Annotated in this window: 21 protein-coding genes; 16 read left to right on the top strand and 5 right to left on the bottom strand. The window is 69.2% G+C overall.

Annotated features, from left to right (window positions below; translation table 11 throughout):
- Position 1: 1 nt before the first annotated feature.
- The 6 genes from AC2D10_RS04255 (at position 2) to AC2D10_RS04230 (ending at position 6,862) form a co-directional block, all read left to right on the top strand.
- Positions 2-262: a F0F1 ATP synthase subunit epsilon gene (locus AC2D10_RS04255; protein ID WP_046014456.1), complete on the top strand. Its 261-nt coding sequence runs from the start codon at positions 2-4 to the stop codon at positions 260-262.
- 82 nt (positions 263-344) lie between these two features.
- Entirely contained in the window at positions 345-1,100 is a 756-nt protein-coding gene (locus AC2D10_RS04250) for a YaaA family protein (RefSeq protein ID WP_484710668.1), read from the top strand.
- A 119-nt stretch (positions 1,101-1,219) separates the two neighbouring features.
- Entirely contained in the window at positions 1,220-1,978 is a 759-nt protein-coding gene (locus AC2D10_RS04245) for a large exoprotein (RefSeq protein WP_484710667.1), read from the top strand.
- Positions 1,979-2,079: 101 nt separating this feature from the next.
- Positions 2,080-3,063, top strand: a complete 984-nt coding sequence (locus AC2D10_RS04240) for an aldo/keto reductase (RefSeq protein ID WP_484710666.1) — start codon at positions 2,080-2,082, stop codon at positions 3,061-3,063.
- A gap of 96 nt (positions 3,064-3,159) precedes the next feature.
- Positions 3,160-3,963 carry a PP2C family protein-serine/threonine phosphatase gene (locus AC2D10_RS04235; protein WP_484710665.1) on the top strand — a complete coding sequence of 268 codons (804 nt, stop codon included), beginning with the start codon at positions 3,160-3,162 and terminating at the stop codon, positions 3,961-3,963.
- A gap of 58 nt (positions 3,964-4,021) precedes the next feature.
- On the top strand, positions 4,022-6,862 hold the full coding sequence (locus tag AC2D10_RS04230) for an FtsK/SpoIIIE domain-containing protein (protein ID WP_484710664.1): 2,841 nt from the start codon (positions 4,022-4,024) through the stop codon (positions 6,860-6,862).
- Between the two features lie 20 nt (positions 6,863-6,882).
- Here AC2D10_RS04230 and AC2D10_RS04225 read toward each other — a convergent pair whose 3' ends face one another.
- Complete coding sequence (locus AC2D10_RS04225; RefSeq protein WP_484710663.1) at positions 6,883-7,878, bottom strand: asparaginase; 996 nt, start codon at positions 7,876-7,878, stop codon at positions 6,883-6,885.
- 85 nt (positions 7,879-7,963) lie between these two features.
- On the opposite strand from AC2D10_RS04225, the gene AC2D10_RS04220 reads away from it, so the two are divergent.
- Complete coding sequence (locus AC2D10_RS04220) at positions 7,964-8,455, top strand: OsmC family protein (RefSeq protein ID WP_484710662.1); 492 nt, start codon at positions 7,964-7,966, stop codon at positions 8,453-8,455.
- A gap of 26 nt (positions 8,456-8,481) precedes the next feature.
- On the opposite strand, the gene AC2D10_RS04215 is transcribed toward AC2D10_RS04220, so the two are convergent.
- Positions 8,482-9,285 carry a lysophospholipid acyltransferase family protein gene (locus AC2D10_RS04215; RefSeq protein WP_484710661.1) on the bottom strand — a complete coding sequence of 268 codons (804 nt, stop codon included), beginning with the start codon at positions 9,283-9,285 and terminating at the stop codon, positions 8,482-8,484.
- 123 nt (positions 9,286-9,408) lie between these two features.
- Here AC2D10_RS04215 and AC2D10_RS04210 point away from each other — a divergent pair, with 123 nt between their 5' ends.
- Entirely contained in the window at positions 9,409-10,365 is a 957-nt protein-coding gene (locus AC2D10_RS04210) for an FKBP-type peptidyl-prolyl cis-trans isomerase (protein WP_484710659.1), read from the top strand.
- A 36-nt stretch (positions 10,366-10,401) separates the two neighbouring features.
- Positions 10,402-11,484: a 1-deoxy-D-xylulose-5-phosphate reductoisomerase gene (gene dxr, locus AC2D10_RS04205; protein ID WP_484710658.1), complete on the top strand. Its 1,083-nt coding sequence runs from the start codon at positions 10,402-10,404 to the stop codon at positions 11,482-11,484.
- Between the two features lie 39 nt (positions 11,485-11,523).
- Here the strand turns inward: dxr and AC2D10_RS04200 are convergent, their stop codons facing one another.
- Positions 11,524-13,146: a Mur ligase family protein gene (locus tag AC2D10_RS04200; protein WP_484710657.1), complete on the bottom strand. Its 1,623-nt coding sequence runs from the start codon at positions 13,144-13,146 to the stop codon at positions 11,524-11,526.
- A gap of 142 nt (positions 13,147-13,288) precedes the next feature.
- Between AC2D10_RS04200 and AC2D10_RS04195 the strand changes: the two genes are divergently transcribed.
- Entirely contained in the window at positions 13,289-14,602 is a 1,314-nt protein-coding gene (locus tag AC2D10_RS04195; RefSeq protein WP_484710654.1) for a M50 family metallopeptidase, read from the top strand.
- Between the two features lie 32 nt (positions 14,603-14,634).
- Here the strand turns inward: AC2D10_RS04195 and AC2D10_RS04190 are convergent, their stop codons facing one another.
- Positions 14,635-16,518, bottom strand: coding sequence for a chorismate-binding protein (locus AC2D10_RS04190; RefSeq protein ID WP_484710652.1), 1,884 nt, complete (start codon positions 16,516-16,518; stop codon positions 14,635-14,637).
- Positions 16,519-16,741: 223 nt separating this feature from the next.
- On the opposite strand from AC2D10_RS04190, the gene ispG reads away from it, so the two are divergent.
- Together ispG and AC2D10_RS04180 are read left to right on the top strand one after the other, a co-directional pair.
- The gene (gene ispG, locus AC2D10_RS04185; protein WP_484710650.1) at positions 16,742-17,893 is read left to right on the top strand and encodes a flavodoxin-dependent (E)-4-hydroxy-3-methylbut-2-enyl-diphosphate synthase; all 1,152 of its coding nucleotides are present in this window, start codon (positions 16,742-16,744) and stop codon (positions 17,891-17,893) included.
- A gap of 38 nt (positions 17,894-17,931) precedes the next feature.
- On the top strand, positions 17,932-18,798 hold the full coding sequence (locus tag AC2D10_RS04180) for a hypothetical protein (protein WP_484710647.1): 867 nt from the start codon (positions 17,932-17,934) through the stop codon (positions 18,796-18,798).
- Between the two features lie 24 nt (positions 18,799-18,822).
- Here the strand turns inward: AC2D10_RS04180 and AC2D10_RS04175 are convergent, their stop codons facing one another.
- A complete protein-coding gene (locus tag AC2D10_RS04175; protein WP_484710646.1) occupies positions 18,823-20,241 on the bottom strand; it encodes an RNB domain-containing ribonuclease in 1,419 nt (472 codons plus the stop codon).
- 71 nt (positions 20,242-20,312) lie between these two features.
- On the opposite strand from AC2D10_RS04175, the gene AC2D10_RS04170 reads away from it, so the two are divergent.
- The 4 genes from AC2D10_RS04170 to nusA all read left to right on the top strand — a co-directional run bounded on the left by AC2D10_RS04170 (position 20,313) and on the right by nusA (position 25,030).
- Complete coding sequence (locus AC2D10_RS04170) at positions 20,313-21,086, top strand: isocitrate lyase/PEP mutase family protein (RefSeq protein ID WP_484710645.1); 774 nt, start codon at positions 20,313-20,315, stop codon at positions 21,084-21,086.
- A gap of 44 nt (positions 21,087-21,130) precedes the next feature.
- Positions 21,131-22,888 carry a proline--tRNA ligase gene (locus AC2D10_RS04165; protein WP_484710644.1) on the top strand — a complete coding sequence of 586 codons (1,758 nt, stop codon included), beginning with the start codon at positions 21,131-21,133 and terminating at the stop codon, positions 22,886-22,888.
- Between the two features lie 4 nt (positions 22,889-22,892).
- Positions 22,893-23,933, top strand: coding sequence for an LOG family protein (locus AC2D10_RS04160; protein ID WP_484710643.1), 1,041 nt, complete (start codon positions 22,893-22,895; stop codon positions 23,931-23,933).
- 113 nt (positions 23,934-24,046) lie between these two features.
- A complete protein-coding gene (nusA, locus tag AC2D10_RS04155; RefSeq protein WP_484710642.1) occupies positions 24,047-25,030 on the top strand; it encodes a transcription termination factor NusA in 984 nt (327 codons plus the stop codon).
- Positions 25,031-25,076 lie beyond the last annotated feature (46 nt).

The following is a 25,076-nucleotide window of genomic DNA, read 5'->3' as shown; positions in this document are numbered from 1 at the left end:
CATGGCGCTCAACGTCAGCCTCGTCTCCGCGGACGCGGAGGTCTGGACGGGAGAGGCGAGCCTCGTGGTCGCCAAGACCGTCGAGGGTGAGATCGGCTTCATGACGGGCCACGAGCCCGTCCTGGCCATCCTCGCCGAAGGCCAGGTCCGCATCACCCAGACGGATGGCACCAAGGTGCTGGCCAACGCGCAGGACGGGTTCCTCTCCATGGAGGGCGACACCCTGACGATCGTGGCCGGCAACGCGGCTCTCATCGCCTGAGCAGTTCTTCTCGACGCGTCCGCCTCGGAACCCTTCACCGGGATCCGAGGCGGACGCTTCTGTCTGCACCCCTGGAGGTCTCATGAAAGTCCTGCTTCCGCCGTCCGAGACGAAGCGCCCCGGCGGCGAGGGCGCGCCGCTCGACCTCGATGCGCTGGCGCTCCCGGGGCTCGGGGCACACCGCCGTGACGTGGTGGATGCCCTGATCGAACTGGCCGCGGACGAGGACACCGCTCGACGCGTGCTCAAGCTCAGCGCGCGGCAGCTTGACGACATCGCGCACAATCGGGCGCTGCGTTCCGCGGCGACGATGCCGGCGGTGGACCGGTACACCGGCGTGCTCTTCGATGCGCTCGACGCGTCGACGCTGACCGGGGCATCTCGGAAGTGGCTTGGGGCTCACGTCTGGATCCACAGCGCGCCCTTCGGCCCGATTGGTGCGCTGGACCAGATCCCGGCATACCGGCTCGCCGCCGGCACCTCGCTGCCGGGCGTGGCGGCTCTGCGGCGGCACTGGGCGGATGCGACGACAGCTGCGATGGTCGAGGAGAATCTGTCGTTCGTCCTCGACCTGCGGAGCGAGGCCTATGTGGCGCTGGGCCCGATTCCCGCGAGCGTGCCCTCGGCGTACGTGCGGGTGGTGGTCGATGACGAAGGCGGGTCCCGAGCGCTGAACCACTTCAACAAGAAGTCCAAGGGCCTGCTCGTGCGGGCGCTGGCCGAAGACCGACCGCGCGTCGGCTCGCTTCGGGCACTGCGCTCCTGGGCGCTGAAGCGGGGCATCGTTCTGCGTGACGTATCCGCGGCGGGAACCCTGGAGCTCGTCGTCTCGGAGTGATGTGCCCAGGCGGCGCATGGGGAGTTCTTCCCGCGTGGATCGTTGCCGGGTATGGGTGCTACCGATATGTTGGTGTCGCGGCGCGCCCAGCGCCCGATCATTCCCATCCGGAGGGGATCATGGATTCTTACTACAACGACGCGCAATATGCTGCGGTGATCGGCGTCGTGCTGCTCATCAGCTTCATCGCCGCGATCGCAGGCTACGTCATCGGCTCGCTGTTCCTGATGAAGATCTTCGAGAAGGCAGGCGTGCAGGGCAAGTGGCGTGCGTGGATCCCGGTGTACAACACCATGATCTTCTTCAAGCTGGCGGACCTCAGCCCCTGGCTCGTTCTCTACGGCCTCGGCGGCACCATCCTGCTGTCGTGGATCGGTATCGGCGCGATCTTCTCGCTCGCTCTCGGTGTGCTGTCCGTCCTGGCCGCATGGCGCGTTGGACTCAAGCTGCAGAAGGACGCCGTCTGGGTCATCCTCTACATCTTCCTCTCGGTGGTCTGGCTCGGCATCAACGCGTTCGACAAGTCGCGCTGGAACAACAGCGTGCCCCCGGCCCCGTGGGCCGGCAACGGGTTCCTGGGTGACCGCACGAGCTGGGACGGCGTTCCTTCTCAGCCTTCCGCTGCCGCGGCACCGCAGGGTTACGGCGCCCCCCAGGGTTACTCGGCGCCGTCGCCCCAGGGCTACGCGCCGCCCGCACCGCAGGGGTACGCCCCTCCGGCTCAGCCCGGCTACGCGCCCCCGGCGCAGCCCGGCTACACGCCGCCCGCCGTGCCCCCGACCGGAGCCCCTGCGGTCCCTCCGGTTCCGCCGGCACCTCCCGCGGCTCCGCCGGCGCCTCCGGCCCCGCCGACGAACCCGACTCAGCCTCCGGCCTGAGAAACGGAACAAGGCCCCCGACTCCGGTCCGGGGCCTTGTTCCGTTTCCGGATCCACTCGTGCGCGCGTCCGGGTCCGAGCCCTGAGATAACGTGGAGCACATGGTCATCACGCAGCGCCGCGTCGGCGCGTCCGGTCTCCTGGTGTCTCCCACCGGCCTCGGCTGCAACAACTTCGGTCGGGCAGGCACGGCCACCGAGTCGCTTGCAGGGACGCGTGAGGTGATCGACGCCGCGATCGCGAACGGAATCACCCTGTTCGACACCGCCGATATGTACGGCGCGATCGCGGGCACGAGCGAGACGCTGATGGGAGAGGCCCTCGAGGGTCGCCGCGATCGCGTGGTGCTCGCCACGAAGTTCGGGCATGAGCGCGACATGGGCTATGACTTCCCGGCGGGTCGCGGATCCCGCCGCTACGTGCGGCGCGCGGTCGAGGAGTCGCTGCGCCGCCTGCGCACCGACTGGATCGATCTTTACCAGCTGCACCTTCCCGATCCGGAGACACCGATCGCCGAGACGACGGATGCGCTCGACGAGCTCGTCCGCGAAGGCAAGATCCGCTACTACGGGCACTCGAACTTCACGGGGTGGCAGGTCGCGGAGGCGGAGTTCACGTCGCAGCAGCGCTCGACCGGCCGCTTCATCTCGGCGCAGAACCACTATTCGCTGCTCGCTCGGGCGGCGGAGCGCGAGGTGCTTCCCGCGGTCGCACGCTATGGCCTCGGCTTCTTCCCGTTCTTCCCGCTGCACAACGGACTGCTCACGGGCAAGTTCACTCGCGAGGGTGGTCCCGCGGGCAGTCGCATCATGTCGAGCCGTCGTCACGTCTGGGAGAACGCGCCATGGGATGCTCTCGAGGAGTTCCAGCGGTTCTGCGATGAACGCGGCATCACGATGGTCCAGGCGGCGTTCGGCTGGCTCCTCGCCAACCCCGTCGTGTCGAGCGTGATCGCCGGCGCGACGTCGGCGGCGCAGATCGAGGCGAATGCCGCGGCCGGCGCTGCGTGGACTCCGGATGCTCAGGAACTCGCGGAGATCGACGTGCTCTTCCCGCTTCCGGAAGACCCGGGGGCACGCGTATGAGTGCTGTGGGAAGTCCGGTGACGCGCAGGAGTTCCAGTACGATGTGTGAGTATCCTGCGCCCGCCCGACTGGCTGCAGGTCCATCGGAGGCAGCACGTGGCTGAAACGACGACGACGACGCGCAGCGTCACGGTTGCGCAGCGCAGTCTGTTGCTGTCATGGGCGGGAATCACCGATCAGGGTCGCCGCCGCGACAACAATCAGGACGCATTCCTGGCGGAGTATCCGCTGTTCATCGTCGCGGACGGGATGGGTGGCCACGCCGGCGGCGAGATCGCCAGCCAGAGCACCGTCACGCAGCTGCAGGGCATGGTCACTGACGGTCAGGTGAGCCGGCCGGCGATCGAACACGCACTCGAGCGTGCCGTGGCCGACATCGCCGACCACCCGGAGACGACCGACGAGGGCACCGGCACGACGTTGACGGGCGTGTTCCTCGACCTCGAGGGCGACGAGCCGCAGTGGGTGTCGTTGAACATCGGAGACTCGCGCGTCTATCTGCTGCGTGACGACCGGCTTCTGCAGGTCACCACAGATCACTCTGTGGTCCAGGAACTCATCGCGGCGGGCAAGCTCAGCCCCGAAGAGGCCGAGGGGCACCCGTACAGCAACGTGATCACGCGCGCGGTCGGAGCCAGCGAGCTCACGGCTCCGGACTACATCACGATCGACGTGCGCTCCGGGGACCGCTTCGTGATCTGCTCCGACGGGCTCACCAAAGAGCTCACGGACTACGGCATCCAGCACTTCCTGCGCGAGCACGCCCAGCCCGGACCGGCAGTCGACGCGATGCTCGCCGCCGCGCTGGAGAACGGGGGCCGCGACAACGTGACCCTCATCATCGTGCAGGTCGACGAGTCCGCTGACTCCTCCTCCCCGAACGGCGAATCCGCCGAATAGCGGCTTCGGGCTGTGGACAGCCCGGCTCACCCCGCCAGCGCGGGGTCGAATGGTCGACATGGACTCCCTGCCGATCACGCTGCCCGCTGCGCCACCCCCGTCGAGACGGCCGCCGCTGCCGTTCATCGCGGCGGTGGTCCCCGTCGCCGCGGGCATCGTGCTGTGGCTGGTCTCGGGCTCGCTGTACGCCCTGTGCTTCGCCGCTCTCGGGCCCCTGATGCTCGTGGCCTCCGTGCTGGACGGCGCCCGCAGTCGGCGCCGCGAGCGACGCACGAACGACGCGGAACTCGAGGCGGGCTGGGGGCGGGCCGAACGGGACCTGCTTCGCAGACACGACGAGGCGCGCGAGCGGCTCTGGCACCGGTACCCCGACGCGATGTCGTGTCTCGTGCGACCGCCGCTCCGGGGCACGGAGTCTCCTGATGCCACGACCGAGGTGGTCGTCGGGCGGGGCTCGGTCCCGAGTGGAATCCGGACGAGTGGTGGCGAGGGCGAGCGTGCCAGAGAGTTCGCGGCACGCTGCGCGACGCTGACGGGAGCTCCGATCAAGGTTCCGCTCGGTCAGGGACTGTGTCTGCGTGGTCCGCGCCCGGTCGTGGCCGCAGCGGCACGGGCCCTCCTCGCACAGCTCAGTCTGCGATTCAGCCCGGTCCAGCTCTCGGTCCTGGCGGACGGTCTCGACAGTTGGGGGATCACGGCGCTTCCGTCCGCCGGTGCTGTGCGTCGCGGAGCGCTCCGTCTCGCCCTGAGTGAGAAGGGCGGTGCGGCAGACGCTGATGCCGTGATCTGGCTGCTGTCACGTAGCGAAGACGTACCAGAGGGGATCTCGACGGTCATCGACGTCGAGGATCCGCTGCGCGCGTCGATGCGAACGCCCGACACCACCACCGACCTCGGTGTGGAGGCGATGTCGCGCGCGCAGTTCGCTGCCGTCATGCACGAGCGGATGGCCGGCGTGCCCGCGGCGGAGGAGGTGCCTGCGCGTGTCGCGCTCGCAGGACTCGACCAGAAAGAGTCGCCGGACGGGCTGCCGGCGACCATCGGGATCGGGGAACGCGGCGAGGTGGTGCTCGACATCGTGCAGGACGGACCGCATGCGATCGTCACCGGCATGACCGGGACCGGGAAGAGCGAACTGCTCGTCTCCTGGGTGGCCGCGATCGCGCACGCCAACGGGCCCGAGCGGGTGTCGTTCGTGCTCGCGGACTTCAAAGGCGGGACCGCGTTCGACCCCCTGCGTGCCCTTCCGCAGGTCGCCGCCGTGATCACGGACCTCGACGAGGAGGGCGCGCGCAGGGGAGTGTCGAGCCTCACCGCAGAACTCCGACGACGAGAGGCGCTGCTCGCTCGAGCTGGAGCACGCGACGTGAGCGAGGTGGCGATGCCGCGGCTGATCGTGGTGGTCGACGAGTTCGCCGCGCTTCTGCAGGAGCATCCGGATCTCGGTGCCGTCTTCACAGATGTCGCCGCGCGCGGCCGCGCCCTGGGCATGCATCTGATCCTCGGCACCCAGCGCGCGTCCGGGGTGATCCGCGATGCGCTGGCGACGAACTGTCCGTTGCGCATCGGGCTGCGGGTGGTCGACGCCGCCGACAGTCGGCTGGTGATCGGCTCGGCCGCGGCGGCCGAGATCGCAGGCGGCAGAGAATCGCGCGGACTCGGCTTCGTGCGGCGGCCGCAGGACACCGAGCCGTGTGCGGTCCGGGTCGCGCGCACCGAGCCGGCGGATCTCGACCGCATCGTGCGGCGGTGGTCGGGCTCCGCTGCCCCGCACAGCCCGTGGCTGCCCGCGCTTCCCGCCAGGCTGCCGCTGAAGGATGTCGTCGGTGACGCTCGTCGCGGTGATCTGCTGGTGATGGGGCGAGCCGATGATCCGTCTCGCCAGCGACAGCCGGAGGAGACGTTGCGCATCGGCGTCGACCGAGGCATCGCGGTCCTGGGAGCCGCCGGTTCCGGACGCACAACAGCTCTCCGCGCACTGGCCGCGCAGCGAACCGACGCGTGCTGGGTGCCGCGCGACCTCGAGGGCGCAGGGGATCTTGTCTGCGGCTGGGCGGACGGGGTGCATCGCCCACCCCCGCTGGTTCTGTGTGACGACCTCGATCACCTGGCGAACGGGTTTCCGCCGGAGCACGCACAGCGATTCCTCCAGGCCTGGGAGCAGGTGATCCGTCAGGGGTCGGGCGCGACGTTCGTCCTGACCGCCTCGCGCGCGTCGGGGGGAGTGGCGCGCGTGCTTGATGCCTTGCCCCGGCGCGCGCTGTTGCGGATGACGAGCCGGGTGGAGCACCTGGCCGCAGGCGGAGAGTCGTCGGGATACCTGCGCGAGCGACCGCCTGGTCGTGCGCGGATCGGAGAGCGCGAGGTGCAGCTCGCCTGGGTCGAGGAGACACCCTCCACCCATGGACCGGATCCCTCGACCCCGCTCTGGACGCCCACACCGGGGCTGACCGGCCTGGTCACATCGAGTGCGTCAGCGGTGGCGGCGCGGCTCCGCTCGGCATACCCGCAGCGTGAGGTGGTGCTGCTGGGCGATCCTGCCGTCGGGCACACCGATGCCACCCTGATCGTGGGAGACGCCGAGAGCTGGCAGCGGCACCCGCAGGTCTGGCAACGTGCCCGCATCGAGGGAACCGTGCTGCTGCGGGTCGAAAACCCGGCTGACCTCCGGTTGCTCGCCGGCATCCGCGAGCTGCCGCCGTTCGCGCTTCCGCATGCGGGCAGAGCCTGGATGCTGCGGGGCGAGGACGGGCCGCGGCGGGTGGTCATTCCGTCGCTGACCTCGCCTGCGCAGGGGGAGATCCGAAATCAGGCCCCACAGGTGTCAGCGGCGGACGACGCCCCGCGGCCGGATGACCCACCGCCGCTGCGTCGACGACTGCGGCGCGAGGCGCGATGACGAGCGTCGAGGATCCGGTGTCAGATGCCGCTGCCCGGACGGATCTGACCGACGACGCCGCCTCCGCCGAGCACGGTGAGAGGCAGCGCCTCCGTCAGAGTGGTCACGTCCGCGTCGCTCAGCGCTCCGGCACGGGAAAGCAGCGTCGCCGCGACGATCGTCGAGGCGCGTGCCGCTCCGTCGAGCATCTTCAGACCGACCGTCGTGCCGTCGGGCGCGACCATGACCATGACGCCCTCGGCGCCGCCCTTCGTGAAGACGCCGAGCTTCTCGATCGCGATGGTGTCGGGGCGTCCGGGTCCCTCGATGGTCCAGGGGTTCTCCCGCACCGCCCGCACGAGGGAGCCGGCGACGCGGTGCAGAGCGAACGGGGAGCGGTCGGACGCGGTGCCCACGCGGTGGATCGCTCGGGTCAATCCCGTCAGGGTCAAGGCGTACACGGGTGCACCGCAGCCGTCGATCGCCAGGTGGGCCACCTTCTCGCCCGTCAGACGCTCGATGACGTCGCGAATGTGCGCCTGCAGGGGGTGTGCGGCGTCGAGGTATCCGTCGGTGGGCCAGCCCGTCGCGACGCACGCCCGCAGCATCGCGGCGTGCTTGCCCGAGCAGTTCATGCGGATGCGAGCCTGCTGCCCGTGCTCGCGGACCATGTCATCACGTGTCGCGGTGTCGCTCGGCCAGGCGGGAGGGCACGCGAGGTGGTCTTCGGTCAGGCCGCCCTCGGTCAGCATGTCGCGTACCGCGGCGGCGTGGCGGTCGGTGCCGGTGTGGCTCGCCGTCGACATCGCGAGATGCTCGCCCTCGAGGACGGCGCCGGCGGTGATGCAGGCGATGGCCTGCAGGGGCTTCAGGCTCGAACGCGGCAGGATCAGCGCGTCCGGGTTGCCGTGCCGCGCGATGACGTCACCGTCGGACGAGAGGACCACGGCCGCACCGGCGTGACGGGATTCGATGAAGCCGCTCCGTTCGACGACAGCGAGTTCGACGGCATCCTGCACAGTGAGAGTCTCCAGCACCCGACAAGCCTACCGTCGGGTCCCGTCCGATCAGGTCCGCTCTGCGTGCCGCACCCGTGTCGGCGGTGGGTGGCAGACTGGCCGCATGGCAGCGAACGCACACGTGCTCGGCGAGCACCGGTACGCACTCACCTCGACCTGGACGGGGAACTCCGGCTCCGGCACCAGCGGCTACCGCGACTACCGTCGCGACGTGACGATCGAGGTCGACGGCAAGCCCGAGCTCCTCGCCTCGGCAGACAAGCCGTTCCGCGGTGACCCGACGCGATGGAACCCGGAGGATCTGCTGCTGGCCTCGCTCTCGGAATGTCATCTGCTGTCCTACCTGCACGCGTGCGTCACGGCCGGAGTCGTCGTCCTCTCCTACCGCGACCGCGCCTCCGGCATGATGCGCGAGAACGGTGCCGGCGGCGGCGCGTTCGTCGAGGTCACGCTACGGCCAGAAGTGGTGGTGGCCGAGGCATCGATGATCGAGGCGGCCGAGCGTGCGCACGTACAGGCGAACGAATGGTGCTTCATCGCCAACTCGGTGAACTTCCCCGTGCGCCACGAAGCGACGGTCACCGCGCAGGCCTGACTCCGCCGTGTGCGCGCGGCGATCGATCAGCGGCGCTCGTGGGGCAGCGCCTGCTTGATCTTCTCGATGGTGCCCTGCGCCGGGGCCTCGTTGTAGGCGCCCGCGAGCTCCTGGCCCGACAGCGTGTGGATCGCCGCCATGATCTCGTCCGTCGCGAGACGACGCGCGCGTCCGCTGGTCGCCGGACCGTGCGGCGACAGATCGAGCGGTTCACCGAAGCGCACGGTGATGCGCGCCGATAACCGGGGAATCTTCCCGCCGACGGGCATCGCCTTGTCCGTGCCCACGAGACCGACGGGAACCACGGGTGCTCCGGTCTGCAGGGCGAGGAACGCCACACCGGTGCGGCCCTTGTACAGGCGACCGTCGGTGGACCGGGTTCCCTCCGGGTACAACGCGACGGCAAGGCCCTCGTCGAGCAGCTGCCTCTGCAGGTCGAGCGCGTCGAGCGCTGCCTGGCCGGCGCCGCGGCGGACCGGGATCGCGCCGATGGACTGGAAGAACGTCTTGCTCATCCACCCCTGGAACCCGGTGCCCTCGAAGTAGCTCGACTTCGCGAGGAAGTGCACAGGCCGCGGAGCGGCGACCGGGATCGCGATCGAGTCGATGAACGAGAGGTGGTTGCTGGCGAAGATCACGGCACCCGTCGGCGGGACGTTCTCTCGCCCCTCGATGCGCGGACGGTAGACCAGGCGCGCGAGCGGAGTGATGAGGCTGCGCCCGAGTGAGTAGGCAAAGCCGGCGTGGCGGGGCTTCACGGAGGTCTCCGGAGTCGCCGCCGATTCTTCCTCCGGCGCGGATTCGGGCTCGACGAACGGCTCAGAGGTCATCAGAGCAGGTTACTCCCGGATCCATGCTCGCGCGGGAATGGACGACGCGCCGTGCCTCACAGCCCGGGCAAAGGGCGATGAGAGAGGATGGGAGTTCCTGCCCGCGAACCCTGAGGTCTCCCTGTGCGCAAGCGTCCGCTCGTCGTCCTGTCCACCGTCGCCGCGGCGACCCTGCTGCTGGCGGGATGCGCTGGAGGGGGCTCGCCCGAGAGCTCCGCGACTCCCGAGCCGACCGCATCGAGTGAGTGCGCGCTGGACGCGCAGCCCGGTGCGACCTCGGATTCGGTCGTCGTCGACGGCGAAGGCGCTGACGCGAAAGTCACCGTGCCGGCCGACGCCGCATTCGCGGGTGTCGAGCGCACCGTCCTGAGCGAGGGTGACGGCGACGACATCTTCGTGAACGATCTCGTCTCGGTCCGCTATCAGATCCTCGAAGCCTCGACCGGCGAGGTGCTCGACTCCTCCGCTCGCGGTGAGGAGGGTCTCCTGCCCGTGCTCCTCGACACGAACCAGTCCTCGCTCTTCGTCGCCGCACTCGAGTGTGAGCCGGTCGGAACGACAGTTGTCCTCACCCTTCCGGGCAGCGTGTTCGGGCAGGGGCAGACGAACAAGGTCGTCTACGCCGAGGCCGTCGAGCAGCTGCCCGAGGTCGCCACCGGCACGCCGGTCGACCCCACTCCCGGCATGCCCACCGTCGAGCTCGATGACGAGGGCTCGCCCACCATCACGCTGCCCGACGGCCCGGAGCCGACCGAGACCAAGGTCGCAGTGCTCAAACAGGGCGATGGCGCGACCGTCGCCCCCGGCGACCTCGTCGTCGTGCAGTACCGCGGCGTCAAGTGGTCCGACGGCGAGGAGTTCGACTCCAGTTGGGGCCGTGACGCCGTGCCGACGCAGTTCCAGACCACGGGTGTGGTGACCGGCTTCCGCCTGGCGCTCGAGGGTCAAAAGGTGGGCTCACAGGTCGTCGTGCAGATGCCGCCCGCCGACGCCTACGGTGCCGCCGAGGGCAATGAGCTCCAGAAGGAGAGCCTCGTCTTCGTGGTCGACATCCTGGCGACCACACCTGTTCAGCAGTAGGCGGTGAGCGGTCACGCCGTGACATAGGCTGGCCGCATGCGTCGCATCATCGTCCTCGGCTCGACCGGTTCCATCGGCACCCAGGCACTGGATGTCATCCGTGCGAACCCGCGACGGTTCGAACTCGTCGGCCTGGCCGCGGGCACGAACTCCGAGATGTTGCGGGCGCAGGCCGAGCAGTTCCAGGTGGAGCACACCGCCCTGGGCGCCGCTGAGGCCGAGCAGCTGGTGCGCGACGTCGATGCCGACGTGGTGCTCAACGCCATCACCGGTTCCATCGGTCTCGGCTCGACGTTGGCGGCCCTCACCGCGGGGCGCACCCTGGCCCTGGCGAACAAGGAGTCGTTGATCGTGGGCGGCGCGCTCGTGCAGGCCGCCGCGTCTCCCGGTCAGATCGTTCCGGTCGACTCCGAGCACTCCGCTCTGGCGCAGGCGCTCCGCAGCGGCATCCCCTCCGAGGTGCGTCGTCTGATCGTGACGGCGTCGGGGGGACCGTTCCGCGGTCGCAGCCGCGAGGAGCTCACCGCGGTGACCCCGGCCGAGGCCCTCGCGCACCCGACCTGGGACATGGGGCGCATGGTCACGACGAATTCGGCGACGCTCGTCAACAAAGGCCTCGAGGTGATCGAGGCGCACCTGCTGTTCGACGTTCCCTACGACGACATCGAGGTGGTCGTGCACCCGCAGTCGGTCGTGCATTCCATGGTCGAGTTCATCGATGGATCGACGATCGCACAGGCATCGCCGCCGGACATGCGCCTGCCGATCTCCCTGGGTCTCGACTGGCCGCACCGCGTGGGCGGAGTCGGCACGCCGATCGACTGGACGGCCGCCACGGCATGGACCTTCGAGCCGCTCGACGACTCCGCATTCCCGGCGGTGGCTCTGGCGAAATCCGTCGGGCGCGCCGGCGCCACGTTCCCCGCGGTCTACAACGCGGCGAACGAGCAGGCCGTCGATGCGTTCCACGAGGGTCGGCTGCCGTTCCTCGGCATCGTCGACACGATCGCTCGTGTGGTCGACGCGCACGAGCCGCCCGACACCCTCACGGTCGAGTCGCTGGCTGCCGCGGAGCTGTGGGCACGCGCGACGGCCGACCGGCTGATCGCCGCGGCCTGAGCCGCTGAGGCGACGCGCCGGATCACCTCGGATCGGACGTCACTCGTCGTCGGGGTACGGCACGGGCCAGCGCGACTCGGGAACCGGCCATCCTGCGGCGCGCAGCGCGCGTCGAGCGAGCTCTCGCGCCGAGTAGGGCGTTCGTACCCCGCGGATGTCACGGTAGTCCTGGTGCCCGGGCCCCGCCCAGAGGATCGCATCGCCCTCGCCGACGAGTCCGACAGCGGCCACGATCGCCCGCTCCGGCGGCGAGTACTCGTGGATCTCCGCGTCCGGACGCGCCTTGCGTGCTCCCGCGACGAGCGTGGCCCTGATGGACTCCGGGTTCTCGAACCGCGGGTGATGATCGGTCACGACGAGCACGTCGCTTCCTTCGACGGCCGTGCGCGCCATGTCGTATCGCTTGCTCGCGTCACGGTCGCCGTCGGCGCCGAAGAGCATCACGACCCGCCCCGGGGTGACCCGGCGAACGGCCGCGAGCGTCTTCTCGAACGCGTCGGGGGAGTGCCCGAAGTCGACGAAGACGGCGGGGCCGCGGTCGCCCGACACCAGCTGCGTGCGTCCGGGCAGGTAGGCGTGGATGCCGTGGTCGCGTTCGAGCGCATCGACGATCCGCTCCCAGGCGTAGCCGCCTTCGAGGAGCATGACGATCGCGAGTGCGGCGTTGGCGGCCATGTGGGGTCCGATCACCGGCACGGTCGTGGTGAGCGAGCCCGCGGGTCCGGTCATCGTGAACGTGGTGCCCGCGGCGCGTTCGTCGTCGATCACGACGACCCAGTCCGCCTGCTCCGCGGCATGGGGATCCGCGGCGATCGACGGGGTGCCGACCGTGACTGTGGGGATTCCGGAGCGCTCGACGACGATCGCGCCCGACGGCGAGTCGATGCAGATCACCGCTCGGCGTGCGCGATCCGGAAGGAAGAGGGGGAGCTTCGCCTCGAAGTACTCCTCCATGTCGGCGTAGTCGTCGAGGTGGTCGTGACTGAGGTTCGTGAAACCTGCGACGTCGAACATCAGGCCGTCGACGCGGTGGCGTGAGAGGGCCTGAGCGCTGACCTCGACCGCGACGGCTTCGACCCGGCGTTCACGCATGAGGGCGAGCAGGGCGTGCATCTCGGAGGCCTCGGGTGTGGTGAGCCGTGACACGATCACCTCGCCCGCGATGTGGCGCTCGGCGGTCGATGACAGGCCGGCGACGACGCCGATCTGCTCCAGGATGCCCTCGAGCAGGTGCGAGACGCTGGTCTTGCCGTTCGTGCCGGTCGTCGCGAACAGGAGGGGGAGAGGGTCGTGCGCTCCGGTGCCGTACACCCAGGCGCTGAGCTCTCCCAGGACCGCCCGAGGATCGTCGACCACGAGGATCGGAAGCCCGGCGGATGCGGCGAGGTCTGCGCCGGCCCCGTCGGTGATGATCGCGACGGCACCCTTCTCGGCGGCCGTGGCGGCGAACTCAGCGCCATGCCGGTTGACCCCGTTGATCGCGACGAACGCCTCGCCGGGGCGCAGATCCGCCGTCGCCAGCGTGATGCCGGAGACGGCGACGCCCGTGAGGTCGCCACGCACCTGGTGCGCGAATCGAGAGGCGAGTTCGGACAGCTCACGCCGGGGCGGGTTCGCGGGGCGGAGCACGGGAGGCAGGCTCGGTTGTTGTTCAATCGACATGTCGCATCCATGATCTCATGGCATCGCCGCGTTGCCCGTGCGGCACGACCTCTGGGGTCGCGGAGCCGTCGGCCGGATGAGCGCTCAGGGCAGGTCGGCCGTTGTGGGCGGATTCCTCAGGGGAGCGCAGTAGCGTGGGCACGTGGAAATCCTGCTCTATGTGGGTGGCATCCTGTTCATGCTGATCGGCCTCGGCCTCTCGATCGGTCTGCACGAGGTCGGTCATCTCGTCCCTGCCAAGCTCTTCGGCGTGCGCGTCGGCCAGTACATGATCGGCTTCGGTCCTCGGCTGTGGTCGAAGCGCATCGGCGAGACCGAGTACGGCTTCAAGCTGCTGCCGGTCGGTGGTTTCATCTCGATGTCGGGCATGTACCCCGCCTCCACCAACACGGGCCCGGCAAAGGGCCTGTTCCGTTCGCTGGTGCAGGACGCACGCTCCGCGAACGACGAGACGATCGCGGTGGGCGCCGAGGACCGGGTGTTCTACCGTCTGCCGGTGTGGAAGCGGGTGATCGTCATGCTTGGCGGCCCGCTGATGAACCTGCTGCTGGCGCTGGTGATCTTCACGGTGCTCCTCTCCGGCATCGGCATGCAGCAGGGCACGACCACGATCGCGTCGGTGAACGAGTGCGTGGTGCCGGCCGGCTCCACCCAGACCGGGTGCGGTCCTGAAGACCCTGCGACGCCTGCGGCCGAAGCGGGCATCATGCCCGGCGACGTGCTCGTGTCGATCGACGGGAGCCCGGTGTCGACGTTCGCGGAGGCCACCTCGATCGTGCAGGCGGCTCCGGGCGAGGCTCTCGATGTCGTGGTGCAGCGTGACGGCGAACCAGAGACATTGCGCATCACACCGATCTCCGCCGAGCGCACCCTCACCGATGCGAGCGGGCAGCCGCTGCTCGACGCGGACGGCGAGGAGATCGTCAAGGAGGTCGGGTACGTCGGCATGGCCTCTCAGATGGGTTTCGTCCAGCAGCCGCTGACCGCCGGGGTGCAGATGACCGGTGACACGGTCGTGCGGGTGAGCACGCTGATCGCGACGCTTCCTGTGCGACTGTGGGATGTCGGCGTCGCACTCGTGACGAACGGGGAGCGGGATCCGAACGGCCCCCTCAGCGTCGTCGGCGTCGGGCGTCTCGCGGGAGAGGTCGCCGCCACCGAAGCCCCGGTCCTGAATCGGCTCTCGGTGCTGCTGGGACTGCTCGGATCCCTGAACATCGCACTGTTCGTGTTCAATCTGATCCCGTTGCTGCCGCTCGACGGCGGGCACATCGTGGTCGCGCTGTGGGAGGGCATCCGGCGGGCCTGGGCGAAGCTCTTTCGTCGGCCCCCGCCCGCTCCCGTCGACGCGACGCGCCTGGTTCCGCTCACCGTCGTGGTCGCCACCCTGCTGATCGCGATGGGTGCGTTGCTGATCATCGCTGACCTGTTCAAGCCGATCGACATCCTCGGCTGAGACCTCGCCGATTCGGCTGACCTCAGCTGAGCTCAGCTCAGCGCATGGGCGACCAGTCGCTCCAGCGTGCGGATGCCGTCGCGCGACAGGATCGACTCGAGGTGGCCCTGCACCGACGCGAACGCGTCACCGCGCAGGGCGTAGACGTCTCCGGTCGCGGGATCGGCCGAGACCTCGGCGCCCTTGATCTCGGTCGTGCCGGGTGCGACGCGAGCAGTGAAGGTGTTGTAGAACCCGATTGAGGCGTCCTCTCCGAACACCGGAACGGACTTCTGCAGCCCCTGGTGCGGCGCGGCGAGCGGCATGAGCGGAATCCCGAGTCGGTCGCTGAGGATCTGATGGCTCAGACACACCGCCAGCAGCGGGGCATGTGCATCCAGCCGTCGATCGACCGTGGCGCGCATACGGGCGATGCGGGCGCTCCCGGCATCGCGCGGGTCGCCCGGACCCGGGCCGGTGACGACGAGATCGGCGCTGTCGAGCTCCTCGTCCGTGACGGCACTCCAGGGGACGATCGACACCGCGAGACCGAGGTGTCGCAGCTGATGCGCCAGCATCGTCGTGAAACGGTCCTCAGCGTCGACCACGACGGCAGAGCGCCCCGTGAAGCGTGCGGCGGAGCCGTCGTCCTGCGGGTTGAGCCAGAACTCCGCGAGGCGGGAGTTGCGGGATGCGAGCAGTTCCGACACGACGGGATCGTCGGCGAGCCGGACGGACGCGCCGGGCGCATCCGCGTCGCTTCGAGCCTCTGCCACGCGATCGCGGTCGATCGCTCCGATGGCCCCGAGGACTCCGGCCGCCTTGCCGTGCGTCTCACTGACCTCGCCGTGCGGGTCGGAGTGCCGCACGAGCGTCGCACCGACCGGCACGCGCAGCGCACCGTCCTGCAGATATACGGTGCGGATCAGGATCGGCGCGTCGAGATCGTGGCCGCCCTCGGAGTTGGGGGTGAAGAGTGCGGCGACGCCCGAGTAGTAGCCCCGAGGCTCGCGCTCATGGCGACGGATGACGGCGCAGGCGTTCTGCATGGGCGACCCTGTGACGGTCGGGGCGAACATCGTCTCGCGCAGGATGTCGCGCGGATCGAGGCGACTGCGTCCGCGGAGCATGTACTCCGTGTGCGTCAGGCGCGACATCTCCTTCAGGTGCGGGCCGGTGATGCGTCCGCCGTCGGAGCAGACCGCGCTCATCATCTTGAGCTCCTCATCGACCACCATGAACAGCTCCTCCGTCTCTTTCGTGGAGGAGAGGAAGTCGACCAGGGTCTCGCGGGTCGAGCCGCCGGCGGGGTGACGGAAGGTGCCCGAGATCGGGTTCATCGTGACGACGCCCTCGCGCGCCACCACATGAGCCTCGGGGCTCGCGCCGACCGCGATGTGGCCGGGCGTGAACACCGCGAAGGTCCAGTAGGCGCCACGCTCGTGCGTCAGCAGGGCGCGGAACCAGGTCAGCGCGGCGGTGCGGTCGTCGACATCGATGCGCGCGGTGTAATCGCGACGGATCACGAAGTTCGCGCCTTCGCCCCGGCCGATCTCGTCGGCGATCACTGTCTCGACGATCGCCGCGTACTCCTCATCGGCGATGTCGAACCCGCCCTCCTGCAGCGGCACCGACTCGGACGGCAGCGCGCTGAGCAGTTCGGCGGTGGGCAGGTGCAGGTGCTCGTCGACGATCAGGCAGCGCAGTGGGGCGCCGTCGTCCTGCGCCACGAAACCTCGCTCCCGCACCTGGCGGTATGGCACGAGCGAGAAGACCTCGCGCGGTGTGCCGTCGACCGTCAGCGGGATGTCAGCCAGCAGGTCGACGTCGACGACGTCTCCGGTGAGCAGTTCGACCGTGTCGGCGCCGTCGCGCGCGATGAGCACGAAGGGCGCGTCCGGATCGCGGCTGAGCTCGGCGAGTCGTGAGAGGGTCATCGATGTCTCCTGTGCAGGGCTCCGGCTCGGCGCAACGAAAAGACCGCCCCGGAGGCGGTCTGAATTCGTGGGAACGCGAACACACCGCCTAGAAGGCGGGCCACCAGGTGAAGTTCGCGAGCATGGGCCGAAACTACCACACCGTGCGGGCGTCTCCCCGGCGCGGGGCGAGGCTTCTCGCCGCATCCAGCCCGCGCGCATCCGGGCGACGTAGAATCGATGTGTGCCAGCAGTCAATCTCGGGATGCCGAAAGTCCCCGAAGTCCTCGCCCCGCGCCGCAAGACCCGCCAGATCAAGGTGGGCAAGGTGCTGGTCGGGGGCAACGCTCCCGTCAGCGTCCAGTCGATGACGACGACGAAGACCACGGACATCAACGGAACGCTCCAGCAGATCGCCGAATTGACCGCGTCTGGCTGCGAGATCGTGCGCGTCGCCGTGCCGCACCAGGACGACGCCGACGCGCTGAAGATCATCGCGATGAAGAGCCAGATCCCAGTCATCGCCGACATCCACTTCCAGCCCCGCTACATCTACTCGGCGATCGATGCCGGCTGTGGCGCTGTCCGGGTGAACCCCGGGAACATCCGCGAGTTCGACGGCAACGTCGGCAAGATCGCCGAGGCTGCGAAGGCAGCCGGTGTGTCGCTGCGCATCGGAGTCAACGCCGGGTCGCTCGACCGCCGCATCCTCGAGAAGCACGGCAAGGCGACGGCCGAGGCCCTCGTCGAGAGCGCCGTGTGGGAGGCCTCGCTGTTCGAGGAGCACGACTTCCACGACTTCAAGATCTCGGTCAAGCACAACGACCCGATCGTGATGGTCAAGGCCTACCGCCAGCTGGCCGAACGGGGCGACTGGCCGCTGCACCTCGGCGTCACCGAGGCAGGACCCGCTTTCCAGGGAACGATCAAGAGCGCGACCGCGTTCGGCATCCTTCTCAGCGAGGGCATCGGAGACACCATCCGCGTCTCGCTGTCGGCCCCGCCCGCCGAAGAGGTCAAGGTCGGGCACCAGATCCTGCAGTCGCTCAACCTGCGCGAGCGCAAGCTCGAGATCGTCTCGTGCCCGTCGTGCGGGCGTGCGCAGGTCGACGTCTACACGCTCGCCGAAGACGTGACCGAGGGACTCAAGGACATGACGGTGCCGCTGCGCGTGGCCGTGATGGGATGCGTCGTGAACGGTCCGGGCGAGGCTCGCGAGGCCGACCTCGGCGTCGCCTCCGGCAACGGGAAGGGACAGATCTTCGTCAAGGGCGAGGTCATCAAGACCGTGCCCGAGGCCGACATCGTCGCGACTCTGATCGAAGAGGCCAACCGCATCGCCGCCGAGATGGGCCCGGACGCGGCCCTCGGCACCGCACAGGTCATCACGGTCTGACGCCCTCGCGACGCTCGTCGCCCTTCCGGAGGAGAACCATGTCTGCAACGCGCGTGTCCTTCGCGGACGGAACCGTCACGGGTGACGGCGTCGTCACGCGGGTCGAGTCAGCCCCTGATGGCACGACGATCGTCGTCGTGGACGCCACACCGTTCCACCCGGTCGATCACACCTGGCCGGACCAGCCGGGCGACTCGGGGGTCATCGTCGCCGGTGCGCAAAGCGCCCTGGTGACGGAAGCGGTCATGGCGGCGATCAGTGACGAGGGCGTGTTCGCAGTCGGAGCGGACATCCCGGTCAAGCGTGGAGCCGAGGGGTGGACCTGGCTGGTCGGACACCGGATCGCCGGAGACGTCCCGGCGGGCATCGTGCCGGGCGCCACCGTGGGTCTGCAGGTGGATGCGGCTCGCCGCGCAGCTCTCAGCCGCGGGCACACCGCGTGTCATCTCGCTTCCCTGGCCCTCGACCTCGCACTGGCGGATCTCTGGCGCAAGGATCCAGGCGCGGACGCGCTCGGCACTCCTGATTTCGAGGGACGGGCGAACCAGAGCAGTCGTATCCACGAAGACGGCAGCGTCGACGAGTACCGCCTGGGCAAGAGCCTGCGTCGCGCGGGCTTCGACACTGAGAGCTTCGGGGCCACGTTGGCCGAGCGCGAGGCGCGCGTCAACACGCAGCTCGCGGCATGGGTGGCCTCGGCCGCCGCCAGCCGACTCGTGACCGAGGGGCCGACGATCGTCGACCGCCGCCGCTGGCACTGCGAGCTGCCCGAGGGTGAAGCGGTGATCCTCTGCGGAGGCACGCACGTCGCGTCTCTCGCGGCGTTCGACGCCGTGACCGTCGCGCTGGACCTCAGCGACCCGCAGCTGCTCGTGATGACCACGACTGTGACGTCGGCGGACTGAGCCCGAACCTGGCGTCCCGCGCCGTCACAGCGCGAACTCGATCTCTCCGCGCGCGATGTCCGCCCGCACGACTCGCAGCGAGATCACGTCGCCCGGGGCGGCTTCTGCGGGAACGGGAGCCGAGGAGGTCACGGCCGGCTCCGCGAGCTGGACGGACGCTCGCTCGTCCCCGCGGAGCTCGATGACGGTCGCCTGCACCTCACTGCCCACCAGCGGCGTGAGCAATGCTGCTTCGACGGCGTTGACGGTGGCGGTGTTCAACCGCGACGCGCGCTGACCGGACTCCTGCATGAGCGCGGGGAGCTCATGCAACGACTCCCGTGCCCACGCAGGTGCGGGAAGACCGCTCGACACGGCGAGGCAGATCGCCAGGGACCAACGGTCGACCAGCCGGCGCAGGGGAGCGGTGGCGTGGGCGTACGGGGCGCCGATCGCCGCCTGGATCGCGTCGGTCGGAGCGGTCCCGTCGAACACGAGATATCCGGCCCCGCGGAACAGCGTGGCCGCGGCCTCCAGGACCGGAAGCGTCATCGGATCGGCGCGGTCGAGTTCGCGCAGGTAGTCGCCGTAGCGGCCGGTGGTCCAGGGCCTGCCGAGCGCCTCGGTCTGACGGCGGAAGACGTCGAATGACTTCTCATCGGGCTCGGGCATGGTGCGCAGCACTCCGACGCCGGCCTCCAGCATCAGCGATGCCGCGGCCATGCCGGTCATCAACGACAGCTGTGCGTTCCATTCCTCGACCGGAAGCGGGTGGCGGCGCTCGATGCCGTACCCGCCATCGGCGGTGACCACGACCTCCTCGTCGGGAAGGTTGAGGCTGGCCCCACCCCGTACGCGCTCCTGCTCGATGCGCAGCGCGCCGATCACGGGCAGAAGCGTCCACGGACCCTCCTCGCCACGATCGAGCTTCTCCTGAGCCGAGACGTAGTCGAGCTGAGCGCGCGAACGAATCGTCGCGCGTTCCAGGCGGTGATCCGTCACGACCCCGGCCTCGTCGAGAGCGAAGGTCCACACCAGCGCGGGGCGGTCCACATCGGCGAGCAGCGAGGCACGATCCTCACTGAGCACGCGCGGATGCAGCGGGATCGATCCGTCGGCCGCGTACAACGTCTGACCGCGGCGGCGTGCTTCGAGGTCGACGGCGCCGCCCGGCGTGACGAAGCCCGGAACATCGGCGATGGCGTAGCGCACCGTGAAACCGGAGCCCGCTCGCTCCAGATGGAACGCCTGATCGAGGTCTCGGGCACCGAGCGGGTCGAGCGTCACGAACGGCACGTCGCGGAGGTCGAGTGTCGTCGCGGCGGCGGTGGCGTCCTGCGCCTCGGCGATCACCGCATCCGGAAACTCCACGGGAGCCTCCACCGACTCGCGGAGCGCGGCCAGCGCGGCGGCGAGCTCGGTCTGGGCGGCGGACGGGGCGACGTGCGATCGGCGCTGGGGCATGTCCCCACCCTAAGCGTGCGGGGACGGACGAATTCGGCCCGAGGAGGACCATCCGCGTTAGCGTGGAGGGCATGACCACTCCAGCTGCCAAGGCCCAGACCCTCATCGGACTCTACGACGCCCCGGAGATCCTCCGTGTCGTCAATGTGTGGGACGTCGTGTCGGCGCGCGCCGTCGCCATGTTGCCCGAGACCCGTGCCATCGCCACCGCCGGACACGGCATCGCCGCCTCGTTCGGCTACGACGACGGAGCCACCCCTCGTGACCTCATGATCGACATGGTCGGGCGCATCGCCGCGTCGGTCCCCGTGCCGGTCTCAGCCGACCTCGACGACGGCTACGGCGACGCGGGGGAGACCACTCGCCTCGCGATCGGCGTCGGAGTCGTGGGAGCCAACGTCGAAGACCGCCTGAAGCCCCTCGGCGAGTCGGTGGCAGCGGTCGCGGCGATCGTGAAGGCCGCGGAGGCGGAGGGTGTGCCGTTCGCCCTGAACGCGCGCACCGACGCGTTCGTGCGCGCGGGCGGACGCCCCGTCAAGGAGAGTGTCGCAGACGCGATCCAGCGCGGTCGCGCCTACATCGACGCCGGAGCCACATCGGTCTTCGTGCCGGGGCTGCTCGACGCGAACGTGACCCGTCAGCTCGTGGAGGGCATCGGTGAGCGGAAAGTGAGCGTCATCGGCGTCCCCGGTGCTCTCGCGGCCTCGGAGTACGAGAACATCGGCGTCGCCCGCATCTCGTACGGACCTCTTCCGCAGCGGGTCGCGTTGACCGCGCTGCAGGAGCTCGCGGTGAGCCTGTACAAGGGCGGAGTGGTGCCTTCGGGCCTCCCCGCGCTGAACTGACGCGACGACGGAAGGCGAGGGCCACGGGTCAGTAGACTTGGCCCGTGGTCACTCGTCTCTCGAAATTCTTCCTCCGCACGCTCCGCGAAGACCCGGCCGGCGCCGAGATCGCCAGTCACAAGCTGCTGATCCGCGCCGGATACATCCGACCGCAGGCCGCAGGCATCTTCGCCTGGCTGCCTCTCGGCCTCCGGGTGAAGGCGAAGATCGAGACCGTCGTCCGCGAGGAGATGGCCGAGGCCGGTGCCCAGGAGGTGCACTTCCCGGCGCTGATGCCGCGCGAGGCCTACGAGGCGACCGGTCGCTGGGACGAGTACGGCGACCTGCTCTTCCGCCTCCAAGATCGCAAGGGCGGCGACTACCTTCTCGCTCCCACGCACGAAGAGGCCTTCACACTGCTCGTGAAGGACCTCTACTCGTCGTACAAGGACCTGCCGCTGACGATCTACCAGATCCAGGACAAGTACCGCGACGAGGCACGCCCGCGCGCCGGTCTGCTCCGCGGTCGCGAGTTCACGATGAAGGACGCCTACTCCTTCGACGCCTCCGATGAAGGCCTCGACGTGAGCTACCAGGCGCAGCGCGACGCCTACGAGCGCATCTTCCAGCGCCTCGGGCTCGAGTACGTCATCGTGCAGGCCGATGCCGGCGCCATGGGCGGCTCGCGCAGCGAGGAGTTCCTGCACCCGACGCCGGTCGGCGAGGACAGCTTCGTGCGCAGTGCCGGGGGATACGCGGCCAACGTCGAGGCGTTCACCACCGCTGTGCCCGACGCGGTGCCGTTCGACGCCGATGCCCGTCCCGTGATCTTCGACTCGCCCGACACCCCCACGATCACGACCCTCGTCGCGCACGCCAACACCGTCCTCGACGGCGAGTACACCTCGGCAGACACATTGAAGAACGTCGTGCTCGCGCTCACGCATCTCGACGGGTCCCGCGAGCTCGTCGTCGTCGGCCTTCCCGGTGATCGTGACGTCGACCAGAAGCGCGCCGAAGTCGCGTTCGCGCCCGCCGAGGTCGAGACGGCGACCTCCGAGGACTTCCAGAAGCATCCGCTCCTGGTGAAGGGCTACATCGGTCCCTGGTCCGAAACGGGCGCTGTTCTGGGCGAGGAGTCCGCCACCGGCATCCGCTACCTCGTCGATCCCCGGGTCAGCGAGGGCACGAGCTGGATCACCGGTGCCAACGTCGACCAGAAGCATGCGCACTCCGTGGTCGCGGGTCGGGACTTCGAGGCCGACGGCATCGTCGAGATCGCCGATGTCCGTGCCGGGGACCCCGCGCCCGACGGTTCGGGACCGGTCGAGATCGCCCGGGGCATGGAGATCGGACACGTGTTCCAGCTCGGCCGCAAGTACGCCGAGGCACTGGGGCTAAAGGTACTGAACGAGAACGGCAAGCTCGTCACCGTGACGATGGGCTCCTACGGGATCGGAGTCACCCGCATCCTGGCGATCATCGCAGAGCTCAACAATGACGAGAAGGGCCTGATCTGGCCCGCCTCGGTCGCGCCGTTCGACGTGCAGGTCGTCGCCGCGGGCCGTGACCAGGTCGCATTCGAGGTCGCGGAGAGCGTCTCGGCGCAGCTGCAGGCCGCCGGCCTCGATGTGCTCTACGACGATCGTCCGAAGGTCTCACCCGGCGTGAAGTTCGGCGATGCCGAGATCGTCGGTGTTCCGAAGATCCTGATCGTCGGACGCGGTGCGGCCGACGGGCAGGTCGAGCTGTGGGATCGCCGTTCGGGCGAGCGCGACGCGGTATCCGTCACGGAGGCGGTCGCGCGACTCACCGGAAGCTGATGCGATGACAGACGAGGCTCTCCCCGCGGCGCTGAGCGCCGAGGTTAACGCCGTGCTCGACGAGGCGGGTGTGCATGCCGACCGTCGGCTGGTGATGCGACTGCTGCGCACGTCGATCCTGCTCGGCGAGGACGACACTGAGCGGCTGGATCTCAAGATCGCGTCGGCGGCTCTCGCCGAGATGCGCGATGCGTTCCGGCTCTTCGCACCGTTCCGCGGCGTGCCGAAGGTCACGGTGTTCGGTTCGGCGCGCACCCTGCAGGACGATCCGCTCTACCGCCAGGCGCGGGACGTCGCCGCCGCGCTGGCCGAAGACGGCTGGATGGTCGTCACGGGCGCGGGCCCCGGCATCATGCAGGCAGCGGCCGAGGGAGCCGGGCCGGAGCTGTCGCTCGGGGTCTCGATCCGTCTTCCCTTCGAGGAGAAGCCCAACAGCGTCGTCGCCGGTCAGGACCAGGTCGTGGCGATGAAGTACTTCTTCACGCGCAAGCTGATGCTGATCAAGGAGTCGCACGGCTTCATCTGTCTGCCCGGCGGGTTCGGCACGCTCGACGAGATGTTCGAACTGCTCACGCTGCAGCAGACGGGCAAGGCGGAGCCGACTCCGATCGTGCTGCTCGACGAGAAGGGCGGCGGCTTCTGGGAGGGAATGCGTCGGTTCGTCGACGAGCATCTGGCGCCGATGGGTGTGATCTCCCCAGGCGACTTCGATCGCGTGTCGATCACCGATTCCGTCGACGAGGCCCGTCGCCGGATCGCGGGCTTCTGGCGCAACTACGACTCGCTGCGGTGGATCGGCTCCACGCTCGTGCTGCGGCTGCGCGCCGACCCGACGGACACAGAGATCGAGGCGCTGAACGAGGACTTCGCCGCGATGCTCGCGTCGGGCCGGATCGAACGCGCACAGCCGCATGCGGTCGAGGTCGCCGACGACGACCTGCTGCATCTGCCGCGTCTCGCCCTGCACCTCGATCAGCGCCAGGTGGGGAACCTCTTCCGACTGATCGGCGCGCTCAACGCCCTGTCCTCAGCGCCGGCGGCCTGATCGCGACCCGACGACACCGCCGCGTCGTGGCAGCAGTCCGGCGCACAAGGTATCGTTGTACGGATGTCGCGTGTGCACACAGACGCGACGAGAGCTGAATAGAGAGGGCCGTCATGGACATCGAACTGAGTCTGCTGCGTGGGATCGAGAAGGAGAAGGCGATTCCCTTCGATGAACTCGTCTCGATCATCGAACAGGCCATCTTGACGGCGTACGCCAAGCACGTCTCGTTCGACGGCGCTCCCGTCGAGGGCGTGCGTGTGCACCTCGATCGCAAGAACGGCCACGTCGCCGTCCTGCAGGTCGTGCGCGACGAAGAGGGCGCCATCATCGGCGAAGAGGATGCCACCCCCGACGACTTCGGTCGCATCGCCGCCTTCGCGGCCAAGCAGGTCATCAGCCAGCGCCTGCGCGACATCGCGGACGATGTTGTGCTCGGCGACTTCAAGGACAAGGAAGGCGACATCGTCGCCGGCGTGATCCAGCAGGGGCCGAACCCTCGCATGATCCACGTCGACCTCGGCTCGGTCGAGGCGATTCTGCCCCCGGAGGAGCAGGTCCCCAGCGAGCAGTACACGCACGGCACGCGCATCCGCGTCTACGTGACGAGCGTCGCCAAGGGCATGAAGGGGCCGCAGATCACCGTCTCGCGCACCCATCCCGGCCTGGTCCGCAAGCTCTTCGCACTCGAGGTGCCCGAGATCGCCGCCGGTCTGGTCGAGATCGTCGCCCTGGCACGTGAGGCAGGCCACCGCACCAAGATCGCCGTCATCGCGAAGGATCCGGCGATCAACGCCAAGGGGGCCTGCATCGGTGAGATGGGTCGCCGCGTGCGCGCCGTCACCGAGGAGCTCTCGGGAGAGAAGATCGACATCGTCGACTACGATCCCGAACTCGCACCGTTCGTGGCGAACGCCCTCTCGCCGGCGAAGGTCACGAGCGCGTTCATCCTCGACGCGGGTACCAAGGCAGTGCGGGCGCTCGTGCCGGACTATCAGCTGTCGCTCGCGATCGGCAAGGAGGGGCAGAACGCCCGTCTCGCCGCCAAGCTCACGGGTGCCAAGATCGACATCCAGCCGGACAGCGTCCTCGACTGATCGCCGTCCCTTCCCGGCGACGCGGCCCCTTCCTGGGGCGGCGAGA

This window comes from Microbacterium sp. PI-SA-G (assembly GCF_057215335.1).
This window is presented reverse-complemented; position numbering and strand designations above follow the sequence as displayed.

What these genes read in the sequence shown, in the direction of transcription:
- AC2D10_RS04160 (WP_484710643.1), top strand. Translation starts at nt 22,893, where the DNA reads ATGACAGACGAGGCTCTCCCCGCGGCGCTGAGCGCCGAGGTTAACGCC.
- AC2D10_RS04240 (WP_484710666.1), top strand. Translation starts at nt 2,080, where the DNA reads ATGGTCATCACGCAGCGCCGCGTCGGCGCGTCCGGTCTCCTGGTGTCT.
- AC2D10_RS04200 (WP_484710657.1), bottom strand. Translation starts at nt 13,146, where the DNA reads ATGTCGATTGAACAACAACCGAGCCTGCCTCCCGTGCTCCGCCCCGCG.
- AC2D10_RS04170 (WP_484710645.1), top strand. Translation starts at nt 20,313, where the DNA reads ATGACCACTCCAGCTGCCAAGGCCCAGACCCTCATCGGACTCTACGAC.
- AC2D10_RS04190 (WP_484710652.1), bottom strand. Translation starts at nt 16,518, where the DNA reads ATGACCCTCTCACGACTCGCCGAGCTCAGCCGCGATCCGGACGCGCCC.
- AC2D10_RS04230 (WP_484710664.1), top strand. Translation starts at nt 4,022, where the DNA reads ATGGACTCCCTGCCGATCACGCTGCCCGCTGCGCCACCCCCGTCGAGA.
- nusA (WP_484710642.1), top strand. Translation starts at nt 24,047, where the DNA reads ATGGACATCGAACTGAGTCTGCTGCGTGGGATCGAGAAGGAGAAGGCG.
- AC2D10_RS04255 (WP_046014456.1), top strand. Translation starts at nt 2, where the DNA reads ATGGCGCTCAACGTCAGCCTCGTCTCCGCGGACGCGGAGGTCTGGACG.
- AC2D10_RS04220 (WP_484710662.1), top strand. Translation starts at nt 7,964, where the DNA reads ATGGCAGCGAACGCACACGTGCTCGGCGAGCACCGGTACGCACTCACC.
- AC2D10_RS04215 (WP_484710661.1), bottom strand. Translation starts at nt 9,285, where the DNA reads ATGACCTCTGAGCCGTTCGTCGAGCCCGAATCCGCGCCGGAGGAAGAA.
- AC2D10_RS04180 (WP_484710647.1), top strand. Translation starts at nt 17,932, where the DNA reads ATGTCTGCAACGCGCGTGTCCTTCGCGGACGGAACCGTCACGGGTGAC.
- AC2D10_RS04250 (WP_484710668.1), top strand. Translation starts at nt 345, where the DNA reads ATGAAAGTCCTGCTTCCGCCGTCCGAGACGAAGCGCCCCGGCGGCGAG.
- AC2D10_RS04175 (WP_484710646.1), bottom strand. Translation starts at nt 20,241, where the DNA reads ATGCCCCAGCGCCGATCGCACGTCGCCCCGTCCGCCGCCCAGACCGAG.
- dxr (WP_484710658.1), top strand. Translation starts at nt 10,402, where the DNA reads ATGCGTCGCATCATCGTCCTCGGCTCGACCGGTTCCATCGGCACCCAG.
- AC2D10_RS04245 (WP_484710667.1), top strand. Translation starts at nt 1,220, where the DNA reads ATGGATTCTTACTACAACGACGCGCAATATGCTGCGGTGATCGGCGTC.